18 protein-coding genes are annotated in these 22,363 nt (G+C 65.0%); 6 read left to right on the plus strand and 12 right to left on the minus strand.

The window, feature by feature from the left end; all coding sequences use genetic code 11:
• The first annotated feature begins 138 nt into the window (after nucleotides 1-138).
• Nucleotides 139-975, plus strand: coding sequence for a universal stress protein (locus ACE04A_RS17385; RefSeq protein ID WP_259247436.1), 837 nt, complete (start codon nucleotides 139-141; stop codon nucleotides 973-975).
• A 50-nt stretch (nucleotides 976-1,025) separates the two neighbouring features.
• Here the strand turns inward: ACE04A_RS17385 and ACE04A_RS17390 are convergent, their stop codons facing one another.
• From ACE04A_RS17390 to ACE04A_RS17420, 7 genes are all read right to left on the minus strand, one after another.
• On the minus strand, nucleotides 1,026-1,811 hold the full coding sequence (locus tag ACE04A_RS17390; protein WP_259247435.1) for a helix-turn-helix domain-containing protein: 786 nt from the start codon (nucleotides 1,809-1,811) through the stop codon (nucleotides 1,026-1,028).
• Nucleotides 1,812-2,023: 212 nt separating this feature from the next.
• On the minus strand, nucleotides 2,024-2,677 hold the full coding sequence (locus ACE04A_RS17395; RefSeq protein WP_448718860.1) for a response regulator: 654 nt from the start codon (nucleotides 2,675-2,677) through the stop codon (nucleotides 2,024-2,026).
• Nucleotides 2,674-3,774, minus strand: coding sequence for a sensor histidine kinase (locus ACE04A_RS17400; RefSeq protein ID WP_448718861.1), 1,101 nt, complete (start codon nucleotides 3,772-3,774; stop codon nucleotides 2,674-2,676). Before ACE04A_RS17400 ends, ACE04A_RS17395 begins: the two co-directional genes overlap by 4 nt.
• A gap of 124 nt (nucleotides 3,775-3,898) precedes the next feature.
• Nucleotides 3,899-4,423 (minus strand): flavodoxin family protein, encoded by a 525-nt coding sequence (locus ACE04A_RS17405; protein WP_447989094.1) that lies wholly within the window; start codon nucleotides 4,421-4,423, stop codon nucleotides 3,899-3,901.
• Nucleotides 4,424-4,446: 23 nt separating this feature from the next.
• On the minus strand, nucleotides 4,447-4,905 hold the full coding sequence (locus ACE04A_RS17410) for a CBS domain-containing protein (protein WP_279996273.1): 459 nt from the start codon (nucleotides 4,903-4,905) through the stop codon (nucleotides 4,447-4,449).
• Between the two features lie 153 nt (nucleotides 4,906-5,058).
• Nucleotides 5,059-5,511 (minus strand): universal stress protein, encoded by a 453-nt coding sequence (locus tag ACE04A_RS17415; RefSeq protein WP_448718863.1) that lies wholly within the window; start codon nucleotides 5,509-5,511, stop codon nucleotides 5,059-5,061.
• Between the two features lie 42 nt (nucleotides 5,512-5,553).
• Nucleotides 5,554-5,979: a universal stress protein gene (locus ACE04A_RS17420; protein ID WP_259247430.1), complete on the minus strand. Its 426-nt coding sequence runs from the start codon at nucleotides 5,977-5,979 to the stop codon at nucleotides 5,554-5,556.
• A 154-nt stretch (nucleotides 5,980-6,133) separates the two neighbouring features.
• Here ACE04A_RS17420 and ACE04A_RS17425 point away from each other — a divergent pair, with 154 nt between their 5' ends.
• The gene (locus ACE04A_RS17425; RefSeq protein WP_448718864.1) at nucleotides 6,134-8,878 is read left to right on the plus strand and encodes a cation-transporting P-type ATPase; all 2,745 of its coding nucleotides are present in this window, start codon (nucleotides 6,134-6,136) and stop codon (nucleotides 8,876-8,878) included.
• Nucleotides 8,879-8,999: 121 nt separating this feature from the next.
• Here ACE04A_RS17425 and ACE04A_RS17430 read toward each other — a convergent pair whose 3' ends face one another.
• Complete coding sequence (locus tag ACE04A_RS17430; protein WP_485820341.1) at nucleotides 9,000-11,093, minus strand: transcriptional regulator; 2,094 nt, start codon at nucleotides 11,091-11,093, stop codon at nucleotides 9,000-9,002.
• A gap of 125 nt (nucleotides 11,094-11,218) precedes the next feature.
• On the opposite strand from ACE04A_RS17430, the gene ACE04A_RS17435 reads away from it, so the two are divergent.
• Nucleotides 11,219-12,094 (plus strand): class I SAM-dependent methyltransferase, encoded by an 876-nt coding sequence (locus tag ACE04A_RS17435; RefSeq protein ID WP_485820342.1) that lies wholly within the window; start codon nucleotides 11,219-11,221, stop codon nucleotides 12,092-12,094.
• A gap of 188 nt (nucleotides 12,095-12,282) precedes the next feature.
• Here ACE04A_RS17435 and ACE04A_RS17440 read toward each other — a convergent pair whose 3' ends face one another.
• Complete coding sequence (locus ACE04A_RS17440) at nucleotides 12,283-13,191, minus strand: LysR family transcriptional regulator (RefSeq protein ID WP_259247426.1); 909 nt, start codon at nucleotides 13,189-13,191, stop codon at nucleotides 12,283-12,285.
• A 123-nt stretch (nucleotides 13,192-13,314) separates the two neighbouring features.
• On the opposite strand from ACE04A_RS17440, the gene dsdA reads away from it, so the two are divergent.
• The 3 genes from dsdA to ACE04A_RS17455 are packed head-to-tail and all read left to right on the plus strand — an operon-like array spanning nucleotide 13,315 to nucleotide 17,233.
• Nucleotides 13,315-14,715: a D-serine ammonia-lyase gene (gene dsdA, locus ACE04A_RS17445; protein ID WP_448718868.1), complete on the plus strand. Its 1,401-nt coding sequence runs from the start codon at nucleotides 13,315-13,317 to the stop codon at nucleotides 14,713-14,715.
• A complete protein-coding gene (locus ACE04A_RS17450) occupies nucleotides 14,712-15,698 on the plus strand; it encodes a Bug family tripartite tricarboxylate transporter substrate binding protein (protein WP_259247424.1) in 987 nt (328 codons plus the stop codon). Before dsdA ends, ACE04A_RS17450 begins: the two co-directional genes overlap by 4 nt.
• A gap of 11 nt (nucleotides 15,699-15,709) precedes the next feature.
• Entirely contained in the window at nucleotides 15,710-17,233 is a 1,524-nt protein-coding gene (locus tag ACE04A_RS17455; protein ID WP_259247423.1) for an amidase, read from the plus strand.
• Here ACE04A_RS17455 and ACE04A_RS17460 read toward each other — a convergent pair.
• The 3 genes from ACE04A_RS17460 to ACE04A_RS17470 form a co-directional block, all read right to left on the minus strand.
• Nucleotides 17,222-20,326 (minus strand): efflux RND transporter permease subunit, encoded by a 3,105-nt coding sequence (locus ACE04A_RS17460; protein WP_485820343.1) that lies wholly within the window; start codon nucleotides 20,324-20,326, stop codon nucleotides 17,222-17,224. The genes ACE04A_RS17455 and ACE04A_RS17460 overlap by 12 nt on opposite strands.
• Nucleotides 20,323-21,465, minus strand: coding sequence for an efflux RND transporter periplasmic adaptor subunit (locus ACE04A_RS17465; RefSeq protein ID WP_259247421.1), 1,143 nt, complete (start codon nucleotides 21,463-21,465; stop codon nucleotides 20,323-20,325). Before ACE04A_RS17465 ends, ACE04A_RS17460 begins: the two co-directional genes overlap by 4 nt.
• A 113-nt stretch (nucleotides 21,466-21,578) precedes the next feature.
• Complete coding sequence (locus ACE04A_RS17470) at nucleotides 21,579-22,196, minus strand: TetR/AcrR family transcriptional regulator (protein ID WP_448718871.1); 618 nt, start codon at nucleotides 22,194-22,196, stop codon at nucleotides 21,579-21,581.
• Nucleotides 22,197-22,363: the final 167 nt, after the last annotated feature.

Consider the following 22,363-nt stretch of genomic DNA (forward strand, 5'->3'; position numbering starts at 1 on the left):
CTGCAATGGCGGGCGGCCAGGGAGCCCGGAATTTCGTCCCCGATTTTCCGTTGATAAAGGTCAACATCGAAACTTCAGGACGGCTCAGCATGGTTCTTGGAGGCGGGTGGCCGCCGACTGGCAACAAGGTGACTAACCATGTTCAGCCGTATCGCGGTTCATCTGGACAATGGGGTCGACTGCGCCCGCCGCATCGATCTGGGCCTGAGCCTGGCCAAGGCGCATGACGCCCACCTGACGGGCATCTTCGCCAGCTACATGCTGCCGGGGTATTTTTACGACGCCGCGGGGCTCTGGGTGCGCTCGATAGACATGGCCCGCGAAATGAACACCCGGGGCCGCGCCGCCGTCCAGGCCTCGTTCAGCCAAGCCGCGCTAGACGCGGGCGTGGCCGTGTCATGGCGGCAAGGGGACGACGCACCCGCTGAATGTGCGGTGCGGCATGCGCGGTGTTCGGACGTACTCATCATCAGCCAGCAAAACGCCTACGACCTGTACGCCGCAACGGGCAATAATTTTGTGGAGCAAACCTTGCTGACCGCCGGCAGGCCCGTGATTGTGCTGCCCTCGGTGGGCGCGTTTCCAAACATCGGCATGCGCATCCTCTACTGCTGGGACCGGGGCAGGGAAGCCGCCCGCGCCATCGCCGACGCCGCGCCGCTGCTGCGCAACGCCCGGGCGCTGCGCGTGCTGGTCGGCACCCCTGATGCGGACGTCAAGCCTGAGGCCGGCGTACCCTTCGAGGACCTGGCGGCCTACTGCGCCTGCCACGGTTTTCCGCAGCCCGAGCAAGAATCCCGGAACATGGACGACACCGTCATCGGCGACGCGATCCTGAGCGCGGCGGCGGATTTCAATGCGGACCTGATCGTCATGGGGGCCTACGGGCACAGCCGCATGCATGAATGGGTGCTGGGCGGCGCCACCCGTTCGCTGCTGGGCGCCATGACCGTACCGGTGCTGTTCTCGCATTAGCCGGGGCGTGGTGGGGCGTAGTGGGACACGACAAACGACGCTACGCCGCGCTAGACGCTACCGACTTTCCTCAAGGCTTCCAAATTGCGGATTTCCAGGTTCCGCCTGCTGACGCTCAGCAGCGACGCCGTTTGCATCCGTCCGAAGGTTCGGCATACCGTTTCGATCGTCATGCCCAGATGGTTGGCGATGTCTTCGCGTGTCATCTTCAGCGTGAATTCGCGGGCGGAATAGCCATTGGCCGCCATCTGTTCCGACAGGTTCACCAAAAAACGCGCGATGCGGCCCTCGGTCGACATGCAGCCCAACGCCGTCAGCAGGCGCCGGAACTGGTTGACCTCTTGGGCGATCAGTTTGTTGAATTCGCGCGAGGCCACCGAGTCGTGCAGGCAATTGGACATCAGCTCGTCGAAGGGCAGCACGCACACCAGCGAATCTTCCAACGCGATGGCATCGCACTCGTGCGCGCCCGTGGCGATGGCATCCAGCCCCAACAACGCACCGGCAATCGGAAACGCCACGATCTGCTCGGAACCGGATGGGTTGGTGACGCGGATCTTCATCGACCCGGCGCGCAGGTAATACAGATTCAACAAGGAGTCGCCGGCCCGGTAAACGGATTCACCACGGTGGACCAGGCGCCAGTTGCGCGCCGTATCGTGGATAGGTTGGAGGTGATTGTTGCGACCCGGCTGGCAGATTCGCGCCATGCCGCAGAAGTCGCAATCAGCAGGCAGCCGCACCGGTCCGTCGTGGATGCCGGTGCCGCGCCGCGCGGCCCCCCGGGATCCGTTGCCTGGGTAGGGGACAAGGGAAGGGACAAGGGAAGCATCCATGGCTGCGCCTCACGTCAGGTGAAGATGGCCGCCGGGTGAAAAATGGAGGTTTCACGGGCCATCTGGCACACTCCACCGCCAGTCTGCATCATCAAACCCGCTTGCACTATCAGCGCAGCCCGCCAGTTTTCAGGGGAAACAGACTACAGCTGTAGGCGTATTCCTACGGGCAGGGCTACCGAGGCGTAATGAGCGCTGCGTGGCGTCCCTCATCACTTGCCGGGGCTGGCCTCGTCGTCAAACAAATCGTGCTTGATGGCGTAACGCACCAGGTCGGCCTGGTTGCGCAACTGCATCTTCACCAGGATTCTGCCCTTGTAGGTACTGACGGTCTTGATGCTCAGGCACAGTAGCCGCGCAATATCCGAATTACTCATGCCCGACGCCAGGTACCGGAATACGGACAGTTCCCGATCGGACAACAGCAGATGCGGCAGACCGCTGACATCGCCGTGCCGCTCAAACACGATACTCTCGGCAAGCGACCGGCTCAGGTAGCGGCCGCCAGCCGCCACCTTGCGCACGGCCTGCACCAGTTCGTCGGCCGCGCTGTCCTTGGTCAGGTAGCCCGCCGCGCCGGCCTTGATCGCCTGCACGGCGTATTGCTGCTCGCCATGCATGGTCAGCACCAGGATCGGCACCTTGGGAAAGTCCGCCTTTATCTGGCGGATCAGGCCCACGCCATCGCGGCCCGGCATCGACATGTCCAGCACGATCAGATCCCAGGCCCGCATCGCAAGCTGCCGCAGCGCTTCCGAGCCGTCTCGCGCTTCGCCCGCCACCGTGATGTCGCCCGCCTGCTCAAGCAGCCGCCTGAGCCCTTCACGCAGCAAGGTGTGGTCGTCGGCCAGCATCAGGGTGATCAATTCATTTCCCCTGGCAAGTTCGGATGTTCGGCGGGCACCTTGGCCTCCAGGCGAAAGCCCCCCTGTTTGCGCGTGGTGATCGTGACTTCGCCATTGAGCAGCCGCACGCGCTCGCGGATGCCTTGCAAGCCCAGCGACATAGGCAGCTTCTTGGCAATGCTGTCGGGCGTTGTGCCCACGCCGTTGTCCTGCACGGTCAGGCTGCAATGGGTAGTGGTGCAGGACAGGTGCACCTGTACCTTGCTGGCCTGCGCGTGCTTGGCGATGTTGGTCAGCGCTTCCTGTACCACCCGGAAGAGGGTGGTGGCCACCCGTTTGGACGGTTCAGCCGGACCGACTTCAATGCGGGCGTCGGTATCGATACCGTATCGCGACACAAAACCGGCCACCAACCATTCGACGGCGGCGGCCAGGCCCAGGTCATCCAACATGACTGGGCGCAGGTCGGAGGCGATGCGTCGCAACGACGCGAACGTGCTTTTGACCAACGCGCGCATCACCTGCACACGTTCCCGCACCCGCTCGCGTGCTTCCGGGTCATTCGCGCCGATGGTGGATTCCAGTTGCGACAGTTCCATCGTCAACGCCGTCAGGCTTTGGCCCAGGTCGTCGTGCAGTTCGCGGGCAATGTGCTTTTTTTCTTGTTCGCGCACATGCAGCAAGGCGTTGGACAAGCGGGTCAGTTCATCGCGCGAAGCGCGCAGCGCCTGATCGATGCGTTGCCGCTCGGTGACGTCACGCAGGAAAATGGACAGGAATACGCCGGATTCCGTATGCGTCTGCGAGATCGACGCTTCCATGGGAAATTCTTCGCCGTTGGACCTCAAGCCCCACAACGGCGCGCCCTGGCCCAGTTGACGCTCAGAGATGCCCGTGTGCTTGAAACGGTCGACATGCCTGGCGTGGACCAGGCGAAAGCGCACGGGTATCAGCATGTCCAGCTTGGCGCCGATGGTGCTTGCGGCATCGCGAAGGAAGACACGTTCCGCCGCGGCGTTGAACATCACGATATGCTGCTGCCCGTCGATCGTGATGATCGGCTCGGTGGCGGACTGGATGATGTCGATCAGCGGAGGTGCGTTCGACGAATTTCCCATTGCGTAGCATGGCCCTGGACGGGGGCTGCGACAACCAGCGACGAATCATTGCAGCACACATTGCCACGCGAATCCAGATCGCAAAAGACCGCTCAGGGAGGGGTAGGGCGTTTGGCTGGGGCGCTTAATCCACGGCGGGTATCACCTGGGCGTCGTCGCGGCCCGCCGGGGTGGCCGCGGCCACCTGCTCTTTGAATCGGAAAAGGGACGCATCGCATTCTTCCGCCAGTACGTCCGCCTGCTTCAACAGCAGGATCGATCGGGGCTTCTTGCCCGCCAAGGTGGCGATATCGTCGACAGCGCGAAACCCGCCCACGCCCGACATGACGCAGATCACGGAATAGGCCGGCAGAAAAGACGCTTCGGTCTTCAGGAAGGCGCGCATGGGCGCGGCAAGGGAACGCAGCCAAACCGGCGCCACCAGCACCACATGGTCCAGCACATCCAGCTCGGGCCCGTCATACCGATACGCCGGGCTGCGCTTGAACAGGCTGTCCACGACACAGCGCAGGTCGCCGGACAGGCCGGCCCTGGGTTTGGCGTCCCGGATTTCCCACGCCGGCCAGCCAGACGCCGTGGCAAGGCGTTCGGCCACGGTGCGCCCCGTGCCGGAACGCGAATAAAAAATAATGGCTGTGCGCGACATCATGGCTCCTTGTTCGAGCGGCACGCTCAGGATTCCTGCGCCAGCAGGGCGCGCAGGATGTCGCGGCGGCTCACCACGCCCACCAGCTTGCCGTCGCGGGTGATGGGTACCCGCTTGATGCCGTGCTTGAGCATCACGTCAACAATCTCGGACAGGTGCGCGGTGTCGTCCAGGGTCATGACGGGGCGGCTCATCACGGCGGCGGCGGTGCGCTCGCCCAACTGCAAGCTATGCAGAAATTCCAGGTTCAACGCCTCGCCTTGCGCCAGCAGCGACAGCCAATGGTCTTTTTTCTTTTGATGCACGCTGTCCTGGCGGCGCACCAGATCGCCTTCGCTGACCAGGCCGATCAATTCGCCGCTGTCGCCGGTCACCATGACGGCGCTGATGTTCTTGTCCAGCATCGCGTGAATAATCGTCGACACCGGTGTACTTGCACTAACGCAAAAGGGATCTTGGGACATCAGGTCGCGTGCCAGCATCATGTTTCTCCAGAACGCCAGCGTCCAAGCCTGTCCACTGTATCGTTGCTTCCATCTTGTTCCGCCGGGCGCGGTGGATATTGATATTGGTCAACAGAGATGGGCGGCGGGTGCAAGATACCGCCACCCGTCACCGCCCACCCGCATCGGCCCCGGCTAGCCGTCCGGCGCCCGCACCAGTAGCACTGGCACTGCCGCGCCGCGCATGATGGCCTCGGCGCTGCTGCCCAGCACCGCCCGGCGCACTCCGCGACGCCCGTGGGTACCCATGACGATCAACTCCGCCTTCCAATCGTCGGCCTCGTCCAGCACGCGCTGGTGGACGGTGCGGTCCAGGTTCTCGTACAGCACGCTGTCGGCCTCGACTCCCGCCGCGCGCGCGGTGCTCACGGCGGTATCAAGCAGCTTGGCGCCGGTCTGTCGCGTCAGGTCCAGGAGTTCGCCCGCGTGATAGCGGTAGGCGTCGACCGTCATCGCGAACGACAGCTCATCCACTACGTGAACCATGCGCATGTTCGCCTTTGTCAGTTGCGCCATGCGTATGGCTTCCTTCAAGCCCGCCTCGGAGGTGGCGCTTCCATCGATGGGCACCAGGATACGGTTGTACATGTTGATTCTCCGGCAAAGCAGGGCGCGGGCAATGGCCGCACGCTAGTTGATAAGCACCACCGGGATATGGATGGTGTGCAGTACCTTCATCGCCACCGAGCCCAGCAGCAGGCTGCCCGCCGCGCCCAGCCCGCGCGAGCCCATGACGATATGGTCGCAGTGCTGTTCCGCGGCGTAGGTCTTGATGGTGTCGGCGACGGCGCCCACGCGCAGCTCGGCCTGGTACATGACGCCGGCGGTATCCAGCATGTCTTTCGCCTTCGCCAGGGCCATTTTGGCTTCGTCTTCGTAGTATTCCTGGATGGCGGCCGCCGAAATGAAGGTCAGTACTGTGCCGGACACGATCGGAAGCTGCACGTTCAGCAAGTGAAGGGTGCAAGGACCATATTCGCGCACGCGATCGATCATGTAGCGCACGGCCCGCAGGGAATTGTCCGAGCCGTCGACGGGGATGAGTACGTTCTTCATGGTGTCTCCAAGAGTTAAGGGGCTTGGCGTAGTGGGACTGAGCGCCTGCTATCAGCATGATCCAGCCTTCAAGCACGGTGTTGATCCACATCAAGCTTCTTCAAGCTGGCCGTGCGATGCTTGGGGGGCCGTCCTGGCCACAGGAAATCCACCCATGCAAGACGCCGCGCAAGAGCAGAACGGTTCCCCCTGGCACGCACAAGCGGGTGACCGGGTGTTGGCCGAATTGAAGGCCACACCCAAAGGCTTGGACCACGCCGAGGCCGAATCCAGACTGGCCACCTTCGGTCCCAACCGGCTGCCGGTTGCACGCCAGCGCGGCATGCTCAGCCGCTTTCTTGCACAGTTCCACAACGTTCTTATCTACGTGCTGCTGGGCTCGGCCGCCATCACCGCGTTTCTGGGACATGGCGTCGACACCGGCGTCATCCTGGCCGTTGTCCTGGCAAACGCCGTCATCGGCTTTCTTCAGGAAGGCAAGGCAGAGAAGGCCATGACGTCCATCCGCCAGATGCTGGCGCCGCGCGCGAATGTGTTGCGCGACGGCGAGCGCCGCAGCATCGCGGGCGAGACCCTGGTGCCCGGCGATATCGTGCTGCTGGAAGCGGGCGACCGGGTTCCGGCAGACATACGCCTGCTGACGGCGCATTCGCTGCGGGTACAGGAAGCCGTGCTGACCGGGGAATCCGTGCCCGTGGAAAAGCACACGAATCCCGTCGCCACCGACGCCGCGTTGGGCGACCGAGCGCCCATGGCTTATTGCGGCACGTTGGTGGCAGCCGGGCAGGGCAGAGGGGTAGTGGTGGCAACCGGCTTGCACACGGAAATCGGGCGGATCAGCTCACTGCTGGACACGGTGCAAACGCTGACCACGCCCCTGGTCAAGCAAATGGATGGCTTTGGCAGGTGGCTGACCGCCGTGATCCTTGCCGTTGCCGCGCTGCTGCTGGTGCATGGCTACTTCGTCCATGGCTACGAATTCACCGAACTGTTCATGGCGGTGGTCGGCCTGTCGGTTGCCGCCATTCCGGAAGGGCTGCCGGCCGTGCTGACCATCACGCTGGCCATCGGCGTGCAGGCAATGGCCCAGCGCAACACCATCGTGCGGCGCCTGCCCGCCATTGAAACGATAGGCGCCGTGTCCGTCATCTGCACCGACAAGACCGGCACTTTGACCCGCAATGAAATGGTCGTGGCCACAGTCTTGACCCCGCAACACGTCTTGGCGCTGGACGGCGTGGGCTACGAACCCAAAGGAAGCATCCTGCTTGACGGCGCGGCCGTGGAGGCGTCAAACCATGGCGTGTTGCAGGAACTGGCACGCGCCGGCACGCTGTGCAACGACGCCGCGCTGCGTCAGCATGATGGCGCTTGGGTGGTCGAGGGTGACCCGATGGAAGGCGCGCTGCTGGCGTTTGCTGAGAAAGCCGGCGCGGACGCCCAGAAGCTTCGGGCCGGCTGGACGCGCACGGACGCCATCGCCTTCGATTCGCAGACGCGCTTCATGGCCACGCTATGTCACGACCATCAGCGGCAAGCCTTCATTTATGTAAAGGGCGCGCCCGAACGCATACTAGCCATGTGCGCCCACCAGCGCGCGGCCGATGGCGGCGTCGAACCGTTGAACACCGCGTATTGGCACGCGGAATCCGACCGCATCGCCGCAAGCGGCCAACGGCTGCTTGGCTTTGCGGTGCGGTCCATGAAGCCCACGCATACCGTGCTTGAGAACAGCGATGTCGACGGAACCCTGACGCTGCTGGGCATGGTGGGAATGATCGACCCGCCCAGGGCCGAGGCCATCGAAGCCGTCCGCGCCTGCCGCCAGGCCGGCATCCGCGTCAAGATGATTACCGGCGACCACGCCAAGACCGCCGCCGCCATCGGCGCGCAGATCGGCCTGCAAGACACCCGCACCGTGTTGACCGGCGCCGACCTGGACGGCCTGAGCGACGCCGCGTTGCGGCAGGCGGCCCAGGACTGCGACATCTTTGCCCGCACCAGCCCCGAACATAAGCTGCGCCTGGTCATGGCCCTGCAATCGCAAGGCATGATCGTTGCGATGACCGGCGACGGCGTCAACGACGCCCCGGCGCTACGCCGCGCCGACGTGGGCATCGCCATGGGAGAGAAGGGCAGTGAGGCCGCCAAGGAAGCGGCTGAACTGGTGCTGGTGGACGAGAACTTCGCGTCCATCGTCGCCGCCGTGCGCGAAGGCCGAACCGTTTACGACAACATCAAGAAGGTCGTGAGCTGGACGCTGCCCACTAACACCGGTGAAGCCTTGACGGTCATCGTGGCGCTGCTGGTCGGCACCAGCCTGCCTGTCACGCCGATCCAGATTCTTTGGGTCAACCTGGTGACCGGGGTCACGCTAGGCCTGGCCTTGGCCTTTGAACCCACGGAAGAAAACACCATGCGCCGGCCCCCGCGAGCAGCCGGCACACCGCTGATCGGGGGTGAACTAGCCTGGCACATCTTGCTGGTAAGCGTGTTGTTCCTGATCGCCGTGTTCGGCATCTTTCACTACGCCACGGCACGCGGCTACTCAATGGCGCTGGCGCACACCATGGCGTTCAACACGCTGGTGGTTATGGAAATCTTCCATCTGTTCTTCGTCCGGAACATCTACGGGACGTCGCTGACGTGGAAAGCCGTGGCGGGTACGAAGGTGGTCTGGGCGATGGTGATAGCCGTGACGGCGGCGCAGTTCGCGGTGACGTACTTGCCGCCGATGCAGGTCATCTTCGGCACGGAGTCGGTGCCGGTTTGGGATGGGGCGTTGATCGTGGGCGTCGGCGTGGTGTTGTTTGCGGTGCTGGAGATCGAGAAGCAGATTCGGTTGGGGATCAGGCGGGCCAGGTCCGGGACGAGTACAAGGCGGAAGGTTCTGGTGTGAGCAAGACGTTGCTGGCGGGGTTGATTACGGATAGATAGCGTTGGATGACAGCTTGCGGCTGGGATATGGGCAGGGCTTCGCCTATTTGTCACTTTACATAATACACATTATGCGTATTCCATTAAGCCAAGCCGATCTTCATTGCCGCTAGTCTGAACAAGCCCTCCGCATCCGTCGTCAACCGGAACGCGTTCAACAAATCCGCCACCCGATACGCGGGATTTGCCTGATGAATCAAGGCCACAAAACCCAGCGCCTCGTCCTGCCTCTCCGCCAGCGCCAGACAATGCGCGGCGATCGCCAAGATGTGCAGGTGCGCATTTGGACGCATGGCCGCCTTCACGCCCCAATCGGCGGCTTCCTCAACGCGCCCCAATCGGACCAGTGCCAGTGCGCGCACGGCCAGCATGCCGAACATCAAGGGATCAAACGGGCTCAGATGGCGGGAATGATCGGCCGACCCGATCGCCGCCTGCGCGTCGCCCGACTGGCAATGGACGAAGCCCAAGGTGTAGTGCCCCAGCGCAAAATTCGGGCTTAGGTCTACCGCTCGCTGCAATTCGGCCAGCGATGGGTCCTGGCTGCCGCGCAGCCACAACGCCCGCCCCATGGCCCAATGCGCGGCGGGATCCCGGTCGTCGGCGGTCAAGCTCTGGCTTGCGGCTTGGTACGCCAGATCCATAGCCGGGTTCTGCTCGCCCCAGCGTTGGAATGCGTCCTGCCAATGCGTGAACGACAGCCCGGCGTACGCGCGGGAATACGTCGGGTCCAGCCGCACCGCCATCTGGAAGAAACGTCTTGCCTGCGCATTGTCCGCTTGGTTGAAGCGGTACATGTGCCACAGGCCGCGATGGTGCGCCGACCAGGCGTCCAGCGAATTGGGTGGCGTGAGGATGGCGCGCTCGCGCTCGGCGGATTCAACTTCGATTTCCACCGAGGCAACGATTCGGTTGCCGATCTCGTCCAGCGCCACAAAGGCGTCGTCCACTGCGTGATCGAAGGTTTCTGCCCACACGATGCGAGCGGTCCGGGCTTGGACAAGCGCCACGTCAACGATGATCCGCTTGGCATGCCGGCGCAACATGCCGCTGACCACGAAGTCCACATTCAACGTTCGACCGGCCTCTTCCGGCCCGACGCTGCGCTGGTCCAGGGCGAAGACGGTGCCCTGGGCAATGACGAACAGGCTACGCAGCTTGGCCAGACGGGTGATGATGTCGTAGGCCAAGCCATCGCCCAGCCCTCCCCGCACACCGTTGCGTGCCGATGCGTCTGTGAAAGGCATGACCGCGATCGAGGCGCGTCGGGGTTGGGCCTTGCCCCCTTCTGGCGATGCGGCAAGCGCGGCGATGCCGGGCGCTGCCGACGGCTCAGGGGGCTCGTGCGTCGCCGGCGACTTAGGCAAATCTGGCGACCTGGGGAACTCAGCCGGCGCCAGCCGTAACTGCCGCCATTCATCCCGCAACGGACGCCAATCCAGCCCTTCGTCTTCAAACGCGCGGATCGCGGCGGCCAGGTGCTCTTCGCCTTCGCGTAGCTGCTGACGCGCGTTAAGCGATTGCAGCATCAACACATGCGCGTGCCGGTCGAAGGGAGCAAGCCGCAGCCACTTGTCCAGGCAGTCGTAGCGTTCTTCGGATCCGTCAGGCAACGTCGTCGCCAGGTGTTCCAGCACCGCCACCTGGCAGGCTCTGAACCGCCGCCGTTGCGCCACCAGCCAGCTATCGAACATTGGGCAGGATCGGATCAGCAATCCGTCCAGAAAATCTCCGGCAAACAGCGCCGCCAACATGCGTAGCCGCTCCGTGCCGACGTTATTGATGCCCTGCCGCATCGCCTGTTCGATGTCGACCACATCCACACGGCAATCGTGCAGGTCCAGCGTGACGCTGTCTTGCGCCGCCTGGACGCGGGGGTGGCCCGGATCGTCCAACAAGGTTCTTGCCTTGCTGAGACACCAGCGAAGTTCACCGCGGGGATCATTCGGGATGTCCCAGAGCAGCTCACACAGATGCGCGCGGGAAACGGGGTGCGAGGCCAGCGCCAGGTAGGCCACCAGCGCACGCAGCTTGCGGGATGGCGGCAACGGCACAGGCTGACCCGCCCTGCTGATGGTGGTTGGCCCCAGCAGTTGAATACGGATGGTGCTGACCTCGGGAAATCCCTCCCCGCCAGCCGCGTCGGATTCCACGCCCGCTACCACGCTAGCCTCCACGCGCCCGCTCTACGGTTGAGTACCGATTGCACGAACCGCGCAAGCCGTTTGGCCCCTGCCCTTGCATCGGCACCGTGCCGGCGATATCCGCCGGTGCTTTTTCCTTGTCTTGATGGAGACAGACCATGTCCGCATCCGATATTGCCGCTGTTCCCGAAGCACAGGCTCCCGCGCAAACTCCCGCCCCGGCCTCCCCCCCGCCCACCCTTGCCGCCGTGAAGACCCGGCAGCAAGTTACCTGGTCTTCCGGAGACTATGCCGTTGTCGGCACCACGCTTCAGATCGTGGGCGAGCAGCTGTGCGAAGCCCTTGATGTGCGCGCCGGGCAGAAAGTGCTTGATGTGGCGGCCGGCAACGGCAACGCGTCGCTGGCCGCCGCACGGCGTTGGTGCGAGGTGACGTCGACCGACTATGTGCCCGCGTTGCTTAGCCGTGGCCGCGAACGCGCCGCCGCCGATCGGCTGAAGATTGAATTCCAGGAAGCCGATGCCGAAGCCCTGCCCTTCGCGCCCGGCAGCTTTGACGCCGTGGTTTCCACCTTCGGCGTGATGTTCACGCCCGACCAGGACAAGGCCGCCGCCGAAATGATCCGCGTGTGCCGTCCGGGCGGCAAGATCGGCTTGGCCAATTGGACGCCGGAAAGCTTCGTGGGCCAGATCTTCAAGACCATCGGCAAGCATGTGCCGCCACCGGCCGGCGTGAAATCGCCCGCGCTGTGGGGCACCCGGGCTCGCATCGACGAGATGTTTGGCGCGCACGCCTCGGCGATCCAGGTGGAAGCGCGGCACTTCGTGTTCCGCTATCTGTCGCCAGCGCATTTTGTGCAGATCTTCAGAAGCTATTACGGCCCGGTCCTCAAGGCGTTTTCCATGCTGGAGCCTGCCGCGCAAGCCGCTCTGGAAAGCGATCTGCTGGCGCAAATAGACCGGTTCAATCGCTCTGGCGACGCGACGATGGTGGTGCCCAGTGAATACCTTGAAATCGTGATCACCCGTCGGTGATCCGAAGCAGGCAGCAAGCAGCGGATGGTTCATGGCACGACGCCTGTGCGCCCCAGCGCAAGGAAAGCGGATGGGACGATGCGAAGCCGTGATAGGCAAGGCTGGCGCGCGGGCTTGCTGCCCGCCGTCAGGCCGGTGCTGATCCTCTGGCTGAAATCATACGCCTGGCGCGGCGTGTGCCTATAGGGTCATTCCGCATTCAACTGCGTGCGCAGGCTGGCGATGAACGCCTTGGCCGCTTCCGGCAGCACACGCCCGGCCAGGGTCTGCACTTCAAAGTGGCGTTCGTTCATTTCGCGGTCGCGCAGCGGCACGGCCACCACTTGCTTGCCGCGCAGCCGATAGCGGATGGCCAGTTCGCCGCAGAACGCCACGCCGCCGCCTGCCCCGGCAAAAGCCACCAGCGCGTCGACGCTGCGACTTGAGAACACGGGTTCGCACTGCAATTGCTGGCGGCTGCAACTGATGTCGATCAATTGCCGCAAGGTGGAATCGGCGTCGGGCAAGGCCAGCGGATAGGCCATCAATTGCGCCAGCGAGACGTCGGCGCGGCGCGCCAGCGGATGGTCGGCGGCCACCACCGCGCGCACGGGCGCGGGCATGCGCAGTTCCACTTGCATGTCGCGATGCGAGGTCAGCCCCAGCGTAATGCCGATGTCGGCCGCGCCATCGCGCACCCGCGCCGGCACCTCGCGCTGCGAACACACCTCCAGCGTGAAGCGGATGCCGGCGTATTGCTTGCGGAATTCCGCGATGGCGGCCGGCACCACGTCGTGCACGAAACCTTCGGTACAGACGACCCGCACCAGCCCTTGGCGCAAGCCGCGCAGGCCCATGATTTCGCCGCTGACGCGCTCTACGTCCTGCTGCGCGCGCTTGGCGTGCGCCGCCAGTAATTCGCCGGCGGCGTTCAAGACCATGCCGCGTGAGCGGCGTTCGAACAGCAAGGTGCCCAGCTCGCGCTCCAGCCGTGCAATCTGGCGGCTGACCGCCGACGGCGCCACTTCCAGCTTTTCCGCCGCCACGCTGACAGAGCCGCAGCGCGCCACTTCCAGGAAGTAGCGAACGGCCATTTCTTGCAGGACTTGCACGTTCATCGGGTTTTCCCTTGGTTTGCGTTAAGCGCAACGAACAATTCTAACAACGCATATTGCCGCAACGCTAAGGCCGAGCCTAGGATGTGACCGTTCGATGACGTTTTTCATTTTGCAACCGTGTTCATGCCACCGTCCCACGCCTCCGTTTCCTCTTTGTCCTTGCAAGCGCTGCGTGCCGCGCGGCCTGCGTTGTGGACCCGTTCCGACAAGGCTGCCGCACTAGCCGCCTCACTAGCCGCCGCACCCTTTGGCTTGGCTGATGTACATGCCGCGCATGACCGCTTTGCGCGTTTTGCGCCGTTGCTGGCGCAGTTGTTTCCGGAACTGGAAGAATCCGCCGGCGTGATCGAATCACCGCTGCTTGAGGCCGCCGTCATGCAAGAGGCGCTGGGCTTGCCGGTGGCATCGGGGCGGCTGTGGGTGAAGGCCGATCACGCTTTGCCCGTGGCCGGTTCGATCAAGGCACGCGGCGGCATTCATGAAGTGTTGGAATTCACCGAGAAGCTGGCGCTGGAACGCGGCCTGATCGCGCCGGGCGATGACTATCGCAAGCTAGGCACGCCAGAGGCGCGTGCTTGCTTTGCGCAATACCAGGTGGCCGTGGGCTCGACCGGCAACCTGGGCCTGTCGATTGGCGTGATCGCGTCGGCGCTGGGGTTTCGTGCCGCCGTGCATATGTCTTCGGATGCCAAGGAATGGAAGAAGGCGCGCCTGCGCGCTCGCGGCGTCGAGGTGGTCGAACATCAGGGGGATTACGAAAAAGCCGTGGCGGCTGGCCGCCGTCAGGTCGAGGCCGATCCGCACGGCTATTTTGTTGACGACGAACGCTCGGCCTCGCTGTTTCTGGGTTATGCAGCCGCCGCCCTGGCGCTGCGTGACCAGCTTGCGCAGGCCGGCATCGTGGTCGATGCCGAGCATCCGCTGTTTGTGTACCTGCCGTGTGGCGTGGGTGGCGCGCCGGGCGGCATCGCCTTCGGCCTGTCGCTGCTGTTCGGTGCGCACGTGCATTGCTTCTTTGCCGAGCCGGTGCAGTCGCCCTGCTTTCTGCTGCGCATGATGGCCGGCAATGGCGAATTGCCCGGCGTGCCGGTGCCGCCGTCCGTCTACGACATCGGGCTGACCAACCAGACCGAGGCCGATGGCCTGGCCGTGCCGCGCGCGTCCGAACTGGCGTATGACGCGGTCGGCCACTTGCTGGCCGGCGTCTACACGGTGGCGGACGACACGCTCTACAGCGACCTGGCACGCCTGCATGACAGCGAAGGCTTGCGCATCGAGCCGTCGGCCGCCGCGGGTTTTTCCGGGCCGCGCCTGTTGCTGGGCAGCATCGCGGGCCAGCAATGGCTGCGCCAACATAAGCTGCTGCCGCACCTGCCGCGCGCCACGCATCTGGCCTGGACCACGGGCGGGCTGTTCGTGCCGGCAGAAGAGTACGACCGATTTCTGAACCGCGGGCAAGAACTCGCGGCAACTCCCCAGGCGCCGACAGACGCGCCGCCCCTCCACCACTCTTGTCGAGCATGACCATGAAGACTCCCTTGATTGCCCTTTCCGTCGCCTTGGCCGGCGCCTTCGCCCTCCCCGCCGTGGCCAGCGCGCAGAATGCCTACCCGACGCGCCCCGTCACCCTGGTGGTGCCCTTCCCGCCCGGCGGCGCCACCGACGTGCTGGGCCGCGTCATCGCGCAAAAGCTCGGCCAGGAACTGGGCCAGACCATCGTGGTGGAAAACCGCGCCGGGGCAGGCACCGCCATCGGCGCCGGCTTCGTGGCCAAGGCCGCGCCTGACGGCTACACGCTGTTTGTCAGCTCCGGCACCACCTTCACGGTCAACCCCGCCATTCAGAAAAAGCTGCCTTACGACCCGGTCAAGAGCTTCGAGCCGATCGGCATTGTTGGCCGCACCGGCTTGGCGCTGTTGGCCAACCCCGAGGTGCCGGTCAAGAACCTGAAGGAACTGGTGGCCTACGCCAAGGAACGCAGCAAGGAACCGCCCGCCTATGGGTCGTTTGGCGCCGGCACCACCGCACACTTCGTCGGTGCAGCCTTCCTGTCGGCCGCCGGTATCCAGATGATCCACGTGCCCTACAAGGGCAGTGCCCCTGCCATGACCGACCTGATCGGCGGCCAGATTCCGTTCTCGGTCGACACCGTGGCGGCCGCGCTGCCGCAAAGCAAGCAAGGCAAGGTGCGCGTGCTGGCCGTGTCGGCCCCCGCCCGGTCTAGCTTCCTGCCCGACGTGCCGACCTTTGCCGAACAGGGCTATCCGTCGGTGGCCATGGACACCTGGCTGATGGTCGCCGCCCCGCGCGGCCTGCCCGCCGACGTGAAGACCAAGCTTGAAACCGCCTTGCGCGCCACGGTCGCGTCGCCCGACGTGCGCAAGAGCCTTGAGGCGCAGGGCTTTGAAGCGGCCTTCTCCAGCGCCGCCGAGGGCGAAGCGCTGATCCAGAAAGAACTGCCGCAGATGCGTGACGTCGCGCAGCGCGCCAACATCACGATCGATTAAAGGAAGCATTCATGGCACTGGACGATACGCTCGTCACCTTGTCCGCGGTGGAGTTGCGGCGCCTGATCGGGGCGCGTCAACTCTCGCCGGTGGAACTGCTGGAGGCGTGCATTGCGCGCGTCGAGGCAATCAACCCCTACATCAACGCCGTGACCGCCACCGCCTTCGAGCGGGCCCGCGCCGAAGCGCGCGCCGCCGAACAGGCGGTGATGGCGGGCGACACGCTGGGCCTCTTGCACGGCCTGCCGCTGGGCGTGAAAGACCTGGAACCCACCGCTGGTTTGCTGACCACCTTTGGTTCGCAGATCTATCGCGACCATGTGCCGACGGAAGACGTGACGCTGGTGGCGCGCCTGCGCCACGCCGGCGCCATTGTGGCCGCCAAGACCAACGTGCCCGAAATGGGCGCGGGCGCCAATTCGCGCAACACGGTATGGGGCGCCACCGGCAACCCGTTCAACCCCAACCTGAATGCGGGCGGTTCCTCGGGCGGCTCGGCCGCGGCGCTTGCCACCGACATGTTCCCGCTTTGCACCGGGTCGGACACCGGCGGCTCGTTGCGCATTCCGGCATCCAAGTGCGGCGTGGTGGGCTTTCGGCCGTCGCCTGGCGTGGTGCCCAGCGTGCGTAAGCTGCTGGGCTGGACGCCGATTTCCGTCGTCGGCCCGATGGGCCGCACGGTGGCCGACGCCTGCCTGCAAATGGCCGCCAGTGCCGGCCCGGACGCCGGCGACCCGCTCAGCTATCCGCTGGACCCGCTGCAATTCCTGACCCCCGGCACCGCCGACCTTGGCCGCCTGCGCGTGGCCTATACCGAAGACTTCGGGGTGTGCGACGTGGACGACGGCATCCGTGCCACCTTCCGCGCCAAGATCGCGGCCATGCGCCACCTGTTCGCCGCCTGCGACCCCATCGAGCTGGACTTCGGCGACGCCCACCGCTGCTTTGACGTGCTGCGCGCCGAGGCCTTCGTGGCCGGCATGCGCGACGCCTACGAGAAAGACCCCAACAGCCTCGGCCCCAACAGCCGCGCCAACTTCGAAATGGGCGCGGCCATGAGCCTGAAGGATTGCGCCTGGGCGCAAGCCGAGCAGACGCGCTTGATCAAGCGTTTCCAGCGCGCCTTCGACGACTACGACCTGATCCTGTCGCCCACCACGCCCGTCTCGCCGTTTCCGTGGACGCAGCTGTATGCCGAGTCCATCAACGGCCGCCGCCAGGAAAACTACTACCGCTGGCTGGCGCTTACGTATGTGATCACGCTGACCACCCACCCTGCCCTGACCCTGCCGTGCGGCAGCGACCACCTGGGCATGCCCTTCGGCATGCAGATCATCGGGCGCTTCCGAGGCGACCGCGAAGTATTGCAGGCGGCGCAAGGCATGGAGCAGGCCTTTGCGGGCAACGCCGAACTGCAACGCCCTCGGCCGAACCTGGCGGCGCTGAAGCCGGCGGACCCGTCATTGACGTCAATCGTGACGGTGCCGCCGGACGCCGCCACGGGCGGGTCGGCGGGGAACGTGTCAGCGGTGTAGCTGATGCAAGGCGCCGGCCGCCTGGGGTTCCACGGCCGGTGTCTGCTGCGGGTTGATGCGGAACCAGATGGCGTACAAGGCCGGCAGGAACACCAGCGTCAATACCGTGCCGCCAATGGTGCCGCCGATCAGCGTGTAGGCCAGTGACCCCCAGAACACCGAGAACGTCAGCGGAATAAACGCCAGCACGGCGGCCAATGACGTCAGGATCACCGGCCGCGCGCGCTGCACCGTGGCTTCCACCACGGCGTGGAACGGCGTCAAGCCTTCCTCTTCGTTGATATGGATCTGGCCCATCAGGATCAAGGTGTTGCGCATGATGATGCCGGCCAGACCGATCATGCCCAGGATGGCGTTGAAGCCGAACGGCTGGTTGAACAGCAGCAGCGTCGGCACCACCCCCACCAGCGCAAGCGGCGCGGTCAGCACGACCATGATCATGGCTGACATCGACCGCACCTGGAAGATGATCACTACCAGCATCAGGATGAACATCAGCGGGAACACCGCGGCCAGCGCCGCGTTGGCCTTGCCCGCTTCTTCCAGGTCGGCCGCCGCCACGATGTGGTAGCCGGCCGGCAGCGCCGCGATGATGGGTTGCAGCTTGGGCAGGATCTGCTTGGACACATCCGGCGGCTGCACGCCTTCGGCCACGTCGCCGCGCACGGTGATGGTGACCTCGCGGTCGCGGCGGCGCTGGATCGGGTTTTCCATCCGCACCTCGGTATGGCCGATCTGATCAAGCGGCACCCGCTGGCCCGACGATCCCACCAGCGTGAACGCGCCGATCTCGGCGGGATCCAGGCGTTGCGCCCCGGCGCTGCGCGCCACCACTTCCACCGAGCGGATGTCCTCGCGCACCCGCGTCACCGGGATGCCCGTCAGTAGGAACTGCAACTGCTGCGCCGCGTCGGTGGAGCTCAGGCCGATGGCGCGCAACCGGTCCTGGTCCAGCACGAAATGCAGCGTGGGCGCGCGCTCGCCCCAGTCGGTGTTGACCTGCCGCATCGACGGGTTTTCCTGCATCACCTGACGCACCTGTTGCGCGATCTGGCGCACGGTTTCTTCCTGCGGCCCCGCCACGCGAAACGCCACCGGGAACGGCGAGTACGGCCCGAACACCAGTTGCGACACTCGCACCCGCGCCTGCGGCGCAAGCTGATCGGCCACCGCCTGGCGCGCACGCAGCTTGAGCGCGTCGCGGTCCTTCTCGCTGCTGGTCAGCACAATGATCTTGGCGAACGAGGGGTCCGGCAATTCCGGCGACATCGCCAGATAGAAGCGTGGCGCGCCCTGCCCGATGTAGCTGGTGACAAGCTTCGCTTCGGGTTGCTGAGCCAGCCATTTTTCCACCGACGTGACCGCCGCCGTGGTGCTTTCGATGCTGGAACCCTCTGGCATCTGCACTTCCAGCAGCACCTCGGGCCGATCGGACACCGGAAAGAACTGCTGCTTGACCTGGCCCAGCCCGACGAACGCCAGGATGAACAAGCCGACCACGCTGAGCGCAACCTTTTTCTTGTGCGCCACCGCCCACACGATGCCACGTCGCAGGCGTTGATAACCGGGCGTGCCGTAGATGGCCCCATGGCCGCCCTGCACGGGTTTGATCGTGGGCAAGAGCTTCACGCCGATGTAAGGCGTGAACACCACCGCCACCACCCATGAGGTCAGCAGCGCGAACGCCACGACCCAGAAGATGTTGCCGGCGTATTCCCCGGCGGTGGACTTGGCGAAACCCACCGGCATCAATCCGATGGCGGTCACCAAGGTGCCCGCAAGCATGGGCGCGGCCGTGTGGCCCCAGGCGTAGGGGGCCGCCGCGATGCGGTCCATGCCCTCTTCCATCTTCACGACCATGGTTTCGATCACGATGATGGCGTCGTCCACCAACAGCCCCAGCGCCAGGATCAGCGCGCCCAGCGTGATGCGGTCGAAGTCCCGGCCCGTGGCAAGCATGATGACGAACACCCCGGCAAGCGTCAGCGGCACGGCGGCCGCCACCACCACGCCCACGCGCCAGCCCAGGCTGACCAGGCTCACCACAATCACCACCACCAGCGCCACGAAGAACTTCAGCATGAACTCGTCGTAGGCCTCTTCGATGTTGACGGCCTGATCCGTGATCTTGGTGAAGGTCATGCCCAGTGGCAGATCCTTCGCGATCGCGTTGGCCTCGGCCGCAAGCGCGCCGCCCAGTTCCAAGCCGTTGTGGCCTTCGCGCATGACCACACCCAGCATCAACGCGGGTTCGCCCTGGCTGCGGATCAAAAACGTGGCGGGATCTTCATAGCCGCGCTTCACGTCGGCCACATCGCCCACGCGCAAGGTACGGCCGTCGGCCACGATGGGCGTTGCGCGAATTTGGTCCAGGTCGTCAATGGCGCCATCCAGGCGGATTTGCACCTGTTGGCCGTGCGTCTGCACCGAGCCCGCCGGCGTCACCTGATTGCGCGCGTTGAGCGCGGCAAAGAGTTCGCCCGGCGACACACCCAGCGTGGCCAGCCGCGCGTAGGAGAACTCCACGAAGATGCGCTCGGGGCGCTCGCCCAAGATGTTGACCTTCTTCACCCCTTGCACCTTGAGCAGGCGCTGCCGCAGTTCCTCGGCCTCGCGCACCAGCTTGCGCTGCGGTTCGCCGTGCGCCTTCAAGGCGTAGAGCGCGAAGGTCACGTCGCCATACTCGTCGTTCACCATCGGGGGCAGCACGCCAGGGGGCAGCTTGGCGGCTTCGTCGCCCAGCTTCTTGCGCGCCTGATAGAACTCTTCGGCCACGGCCGAAGGCGGCGTGCTGTCTTTCAAGGTCACCGTCATGAAGGCAAGACCGGGCCGCGTGAAGGTCTCGGTGCGGTCGTACCACTTCAGTTCCTGCATCCGCTTTTCCAGCGGTTCGGACACCAGGTCCTGCATCTCCTGCGCCGTGGCGCCGGGCCAGGCGGTGACCACCGTCAGCGTCTTGACCGTGAAACTGGGGTCTTCCGCCCGCCCCAGTTGCAGGAAGGCGAAGATGCCGGCGGCCGACATCGCGATGATGAGAAACAGCGTGACGGCGCGCTCGCGCACCGCGATCGCCGAAATATTGAACCCGCTCATTGCGCCGCTCCCGCCGTGGCGGCCAGCGCGCGCCGGCCCTGCGGCGCGGCCACGCGCACCGTCTCGCCCTCATGCAACAGGTGCGCGCCCAGCGCCACGAAGCGCTCGCCCGGGGCCAGGCCCGCGCTGACGGCGGCGGTCTCTTCCCCCAGGCCCGCCAGCGTGACGGCACGCCAGCGCACCTGCGTGGGCTCGCCCGACAAGACCCAGACACCCGGCCCACGGCCCTCATCGTGCAGCGCCGCCAGGGGCACTTGAAACACCGGCTTGCCCTGCGCGCCCGCAATCGATACCGAGATGGTGGCGCCCAGCGGCGCTTGCGCGGCCTTGGGGTCAAGCACGTAGCGCGCCGCGAACGTGCGCGTGCGCGGATCGGCGTAGTCGGACAGTTCTCGCAGTTGCACCGGAATGGGCTGGCTTGAGCCGCCATACAGCGTGGCTTCGCCGGTGGAACCCAAGGCCGGCCGCACGGTTTCGGGCAAATCAATCAAGGCCTCGCGCTGGCCCGACCGCGCCACGCGCACCACCGGCTGCCCCGCCGTCACCACCTGGCCGGGCTCGGCCAACGTGGCCATGACCACGCCATCGGCGTCGGCGTAGAGGGTGGCGTAACCCGTTTCGTTGCGCGCCACATCGGCCTGCGCCTGCGCCGCGCTGAGATCGGCCTGGGCCGTATCGGCCGCGGCGCGGGCCTGGTCATAGGCGGATGCCGACACCGCGCCCGCGCCCACCAGGACGCGATAGCGCTTTTCGTCAGCCGCCGTTTGCGAAGCGCGTGCGCGGGCGGCATGCACCGCCTGCAAACGCGCCCGTGCCGCCAAGGCCAGGTCGGTGGGATCCAGCCGCATCAGCGGCTGGCCGCGCTTGACTTGCTGGCCCGTGTCGACCAGGCGTTCGGCCACTTTGCCGTTCACCCGGAAGCCCAGATCGCTTTGCACCCGCGCCACCACCACGCCGGTGTACACCCGGGTCGCCGGGGCTGGTGCTTGCACCGTGGCCACCCTGACCAGCGGTATGCCGGTACGCGGATCATCGGCTGCGCCGGGGCTACAACCAGACAATGCGCCGGCCAATGTGCCGGTCAACAAGACGGCCATGATGGCCGGGATCGCCGTGACGGCAGAACGACGAGAAACCATAAGACACCCCTGGGGCAATCGGATTGCCGCGCAGTTTGCGTCTAATGACCAATATTGTCAATAGTCACTAAATGGGGTTTTGCGGGGGTCAGATCGGACCCCACTCCCAGCACTCAGGGCGCCAGGCTGCGCAGCACCAGGCTCGCCACTTCACGCGGGGCGTCCGGCAAGCGGTCCAGGTTGTACTGAAGCAAAAGCGGACTGATGAAGGGCAGCATCACCAGATAAATCGACCGCGCGGTTTCGTCCAGCGGGGTCTTGCGCTCGAACTCGCCCTGCTCTCTTCCTTCGCGCAGGATGTCGGTCAGGATGGCTCGCATGCGCTGTTCGTAGGCCTGCGAGGAAGCCCATTTTTCCAGTGAGGAATGCGCCGCGATTTCATAGAGCTTCCTGTCCTGGAAAAACAACTCCGCTGAGAGCTCCACGGCACCCAGGAAGAAGCGGCGAAAACGGTCGGTGGGCGATTCGGCCTGGGCGATGGCCTGCTCCACGCCCGCCATCAACTGGCCCAGCACGTTGGTGCAGATGGCCTCGCCGATGGCCTGCTTGGAATCGAAGAACTTGTAGATGTAGGCCTTGGAAATACCGATCTCGCGCGCCAGGTCGGACACCGTGGTCTTGTCGTAGCCATAGTGGCTGAAGTGCGTGTTGGCCGCCTGGACGATCTGGTCTCGCACGCTGTGATCGGTCGGTCCGCGATGGCCTTGGGATTGCTGGGACGAGTCGGACATAGGAACGCTACCTTATGGCTATATCGATTGACGACTAATGACCATATCGTACAATAGTCACCATTCGCGGTTTATTCGTGATCTCTTTTCGATGCATGGGCGCGTCTCAAACCCTGGTACGGACGTTCGACGCGCGCCAACTTTCTCTTTCACCTGTCTTGCAGGAC

The organism is Achromobacter colocynthidis (assembly GCF_057334535.1).

Bases quoted from the DNA above. Each gene is read 5' to 3' on its own strand.
- ACE04A_RS17385 (WP_259247436.1), top strand. From the start codon at position 139: ATGTTCAGCCGTATCGCGGTTCATCTGGACAATGGGGTCGACTGCGCC.
- ACE04A_RS17390 (WP_259247435.1), bottom strand. From the start codon at position 1,811: ATGGATGCTTCCCTTGTCCCTTCCCTTGTCCCCTACCCAGGCAACGGA.
- ACE04A_RS17400 (WP_448718861.1), bottom strand. From the start codon at position 3,774: ATGGGAAATTCGTCGAACGCACCTCCGCTGATCGACATCATCCAGTCC.
- ACE04A_RS17405 (WP_447989094.1), bottom strand. From the start codon at position 4,423: ATGATGTCGCGCACAGCCATTATTTTTTATTCGCGTTCCGGCACGGGG.
- ACE04A_RS17410 (WP_279996273.1), bottom strand. From the start codon at position 4,905: ATGATGCTGGCACGCGACCTGATGTCCCAAGATCCCTTTTGCGTTAGT.
- ACE04A_RS17415 (WP_448718863.1), bottom strand. From the start codon at position 5,511: ATGTACAACCGTATCCTGGTGCCCATCGATGGAAGCGCCACCTCCGAG.
- ACE04A_RS17420 (WP_259247430.1), bottom strand. From the start codon at position 5,979: ATGAAGAACGTACTCATCCCCGTCGACGGCTCGGACAATTCCCTGCGG.
- ACE04A_RS17425 (WP_448718864.1), top strand. From the start codon at position 6,134: ATGCAAGACGCCGCGCAAGAGCAGAACGGTTCCCCCTGGCACGCACAA.
- ACE04A_RS17435 (WP_485820342.1), top strand. From the start codon at position 11,219: ATGTCCGCATCCGATATTGCCGCTGTTCCCGAAGCACAGGCTCCCGCG.
- ACE04A_RS17440 (WP_259247426.1), bottom strand. From the start codon at position 13,191: ATGAACGTGCAAGTCCTGCAAGAAATGGCCGTTCGCTACTTCCTGGAA.
- dsdA (WP_448718868.1), top strand. From the start codon at position 13,315: ATGCCACCGTCCCACGCCTCCGTTTCCTCTTTGTCCTTGCAAGCGCTG.
- ACE04A_RS17450 (WP_259247424.1), top strand. From the start codon at position 14,712: ATGACCATGAAGACTCCCTTGATTGCCCTTTCCGTCGCCTTGGCCGGC.
- ACE04A_RS17455 (WP_259247423.1), top strand. From the start codon at position 15,710: ATGGCACTGGACGATACGCTCGTCACCTTGTCCGCGGTGGAGTTGCGG.
- ACE04A_RS17460 (WP_485820343.1), bottom strand. From the start codon at position 20,326: ATGAGCGGGTTCAATATTTCGGCGATCGCGGTGCGCGAGCGCGCCGTC.
- ACE04A_RS17465 (WP_259247421.1), bottom strand. From the start codon at position 21,465: ATGGTTTCTCGTCGTTCTGCCGTCACGGCGATCCCGGCCATCATGGCC.
- ACE04A_RS17470 (WP_448718871.1), bottom strand. From the start codon at position 22,196: ATGTCCGACTCGTCCCAGCAATCCCAAGGCCATCGCGGACCGACCGAT.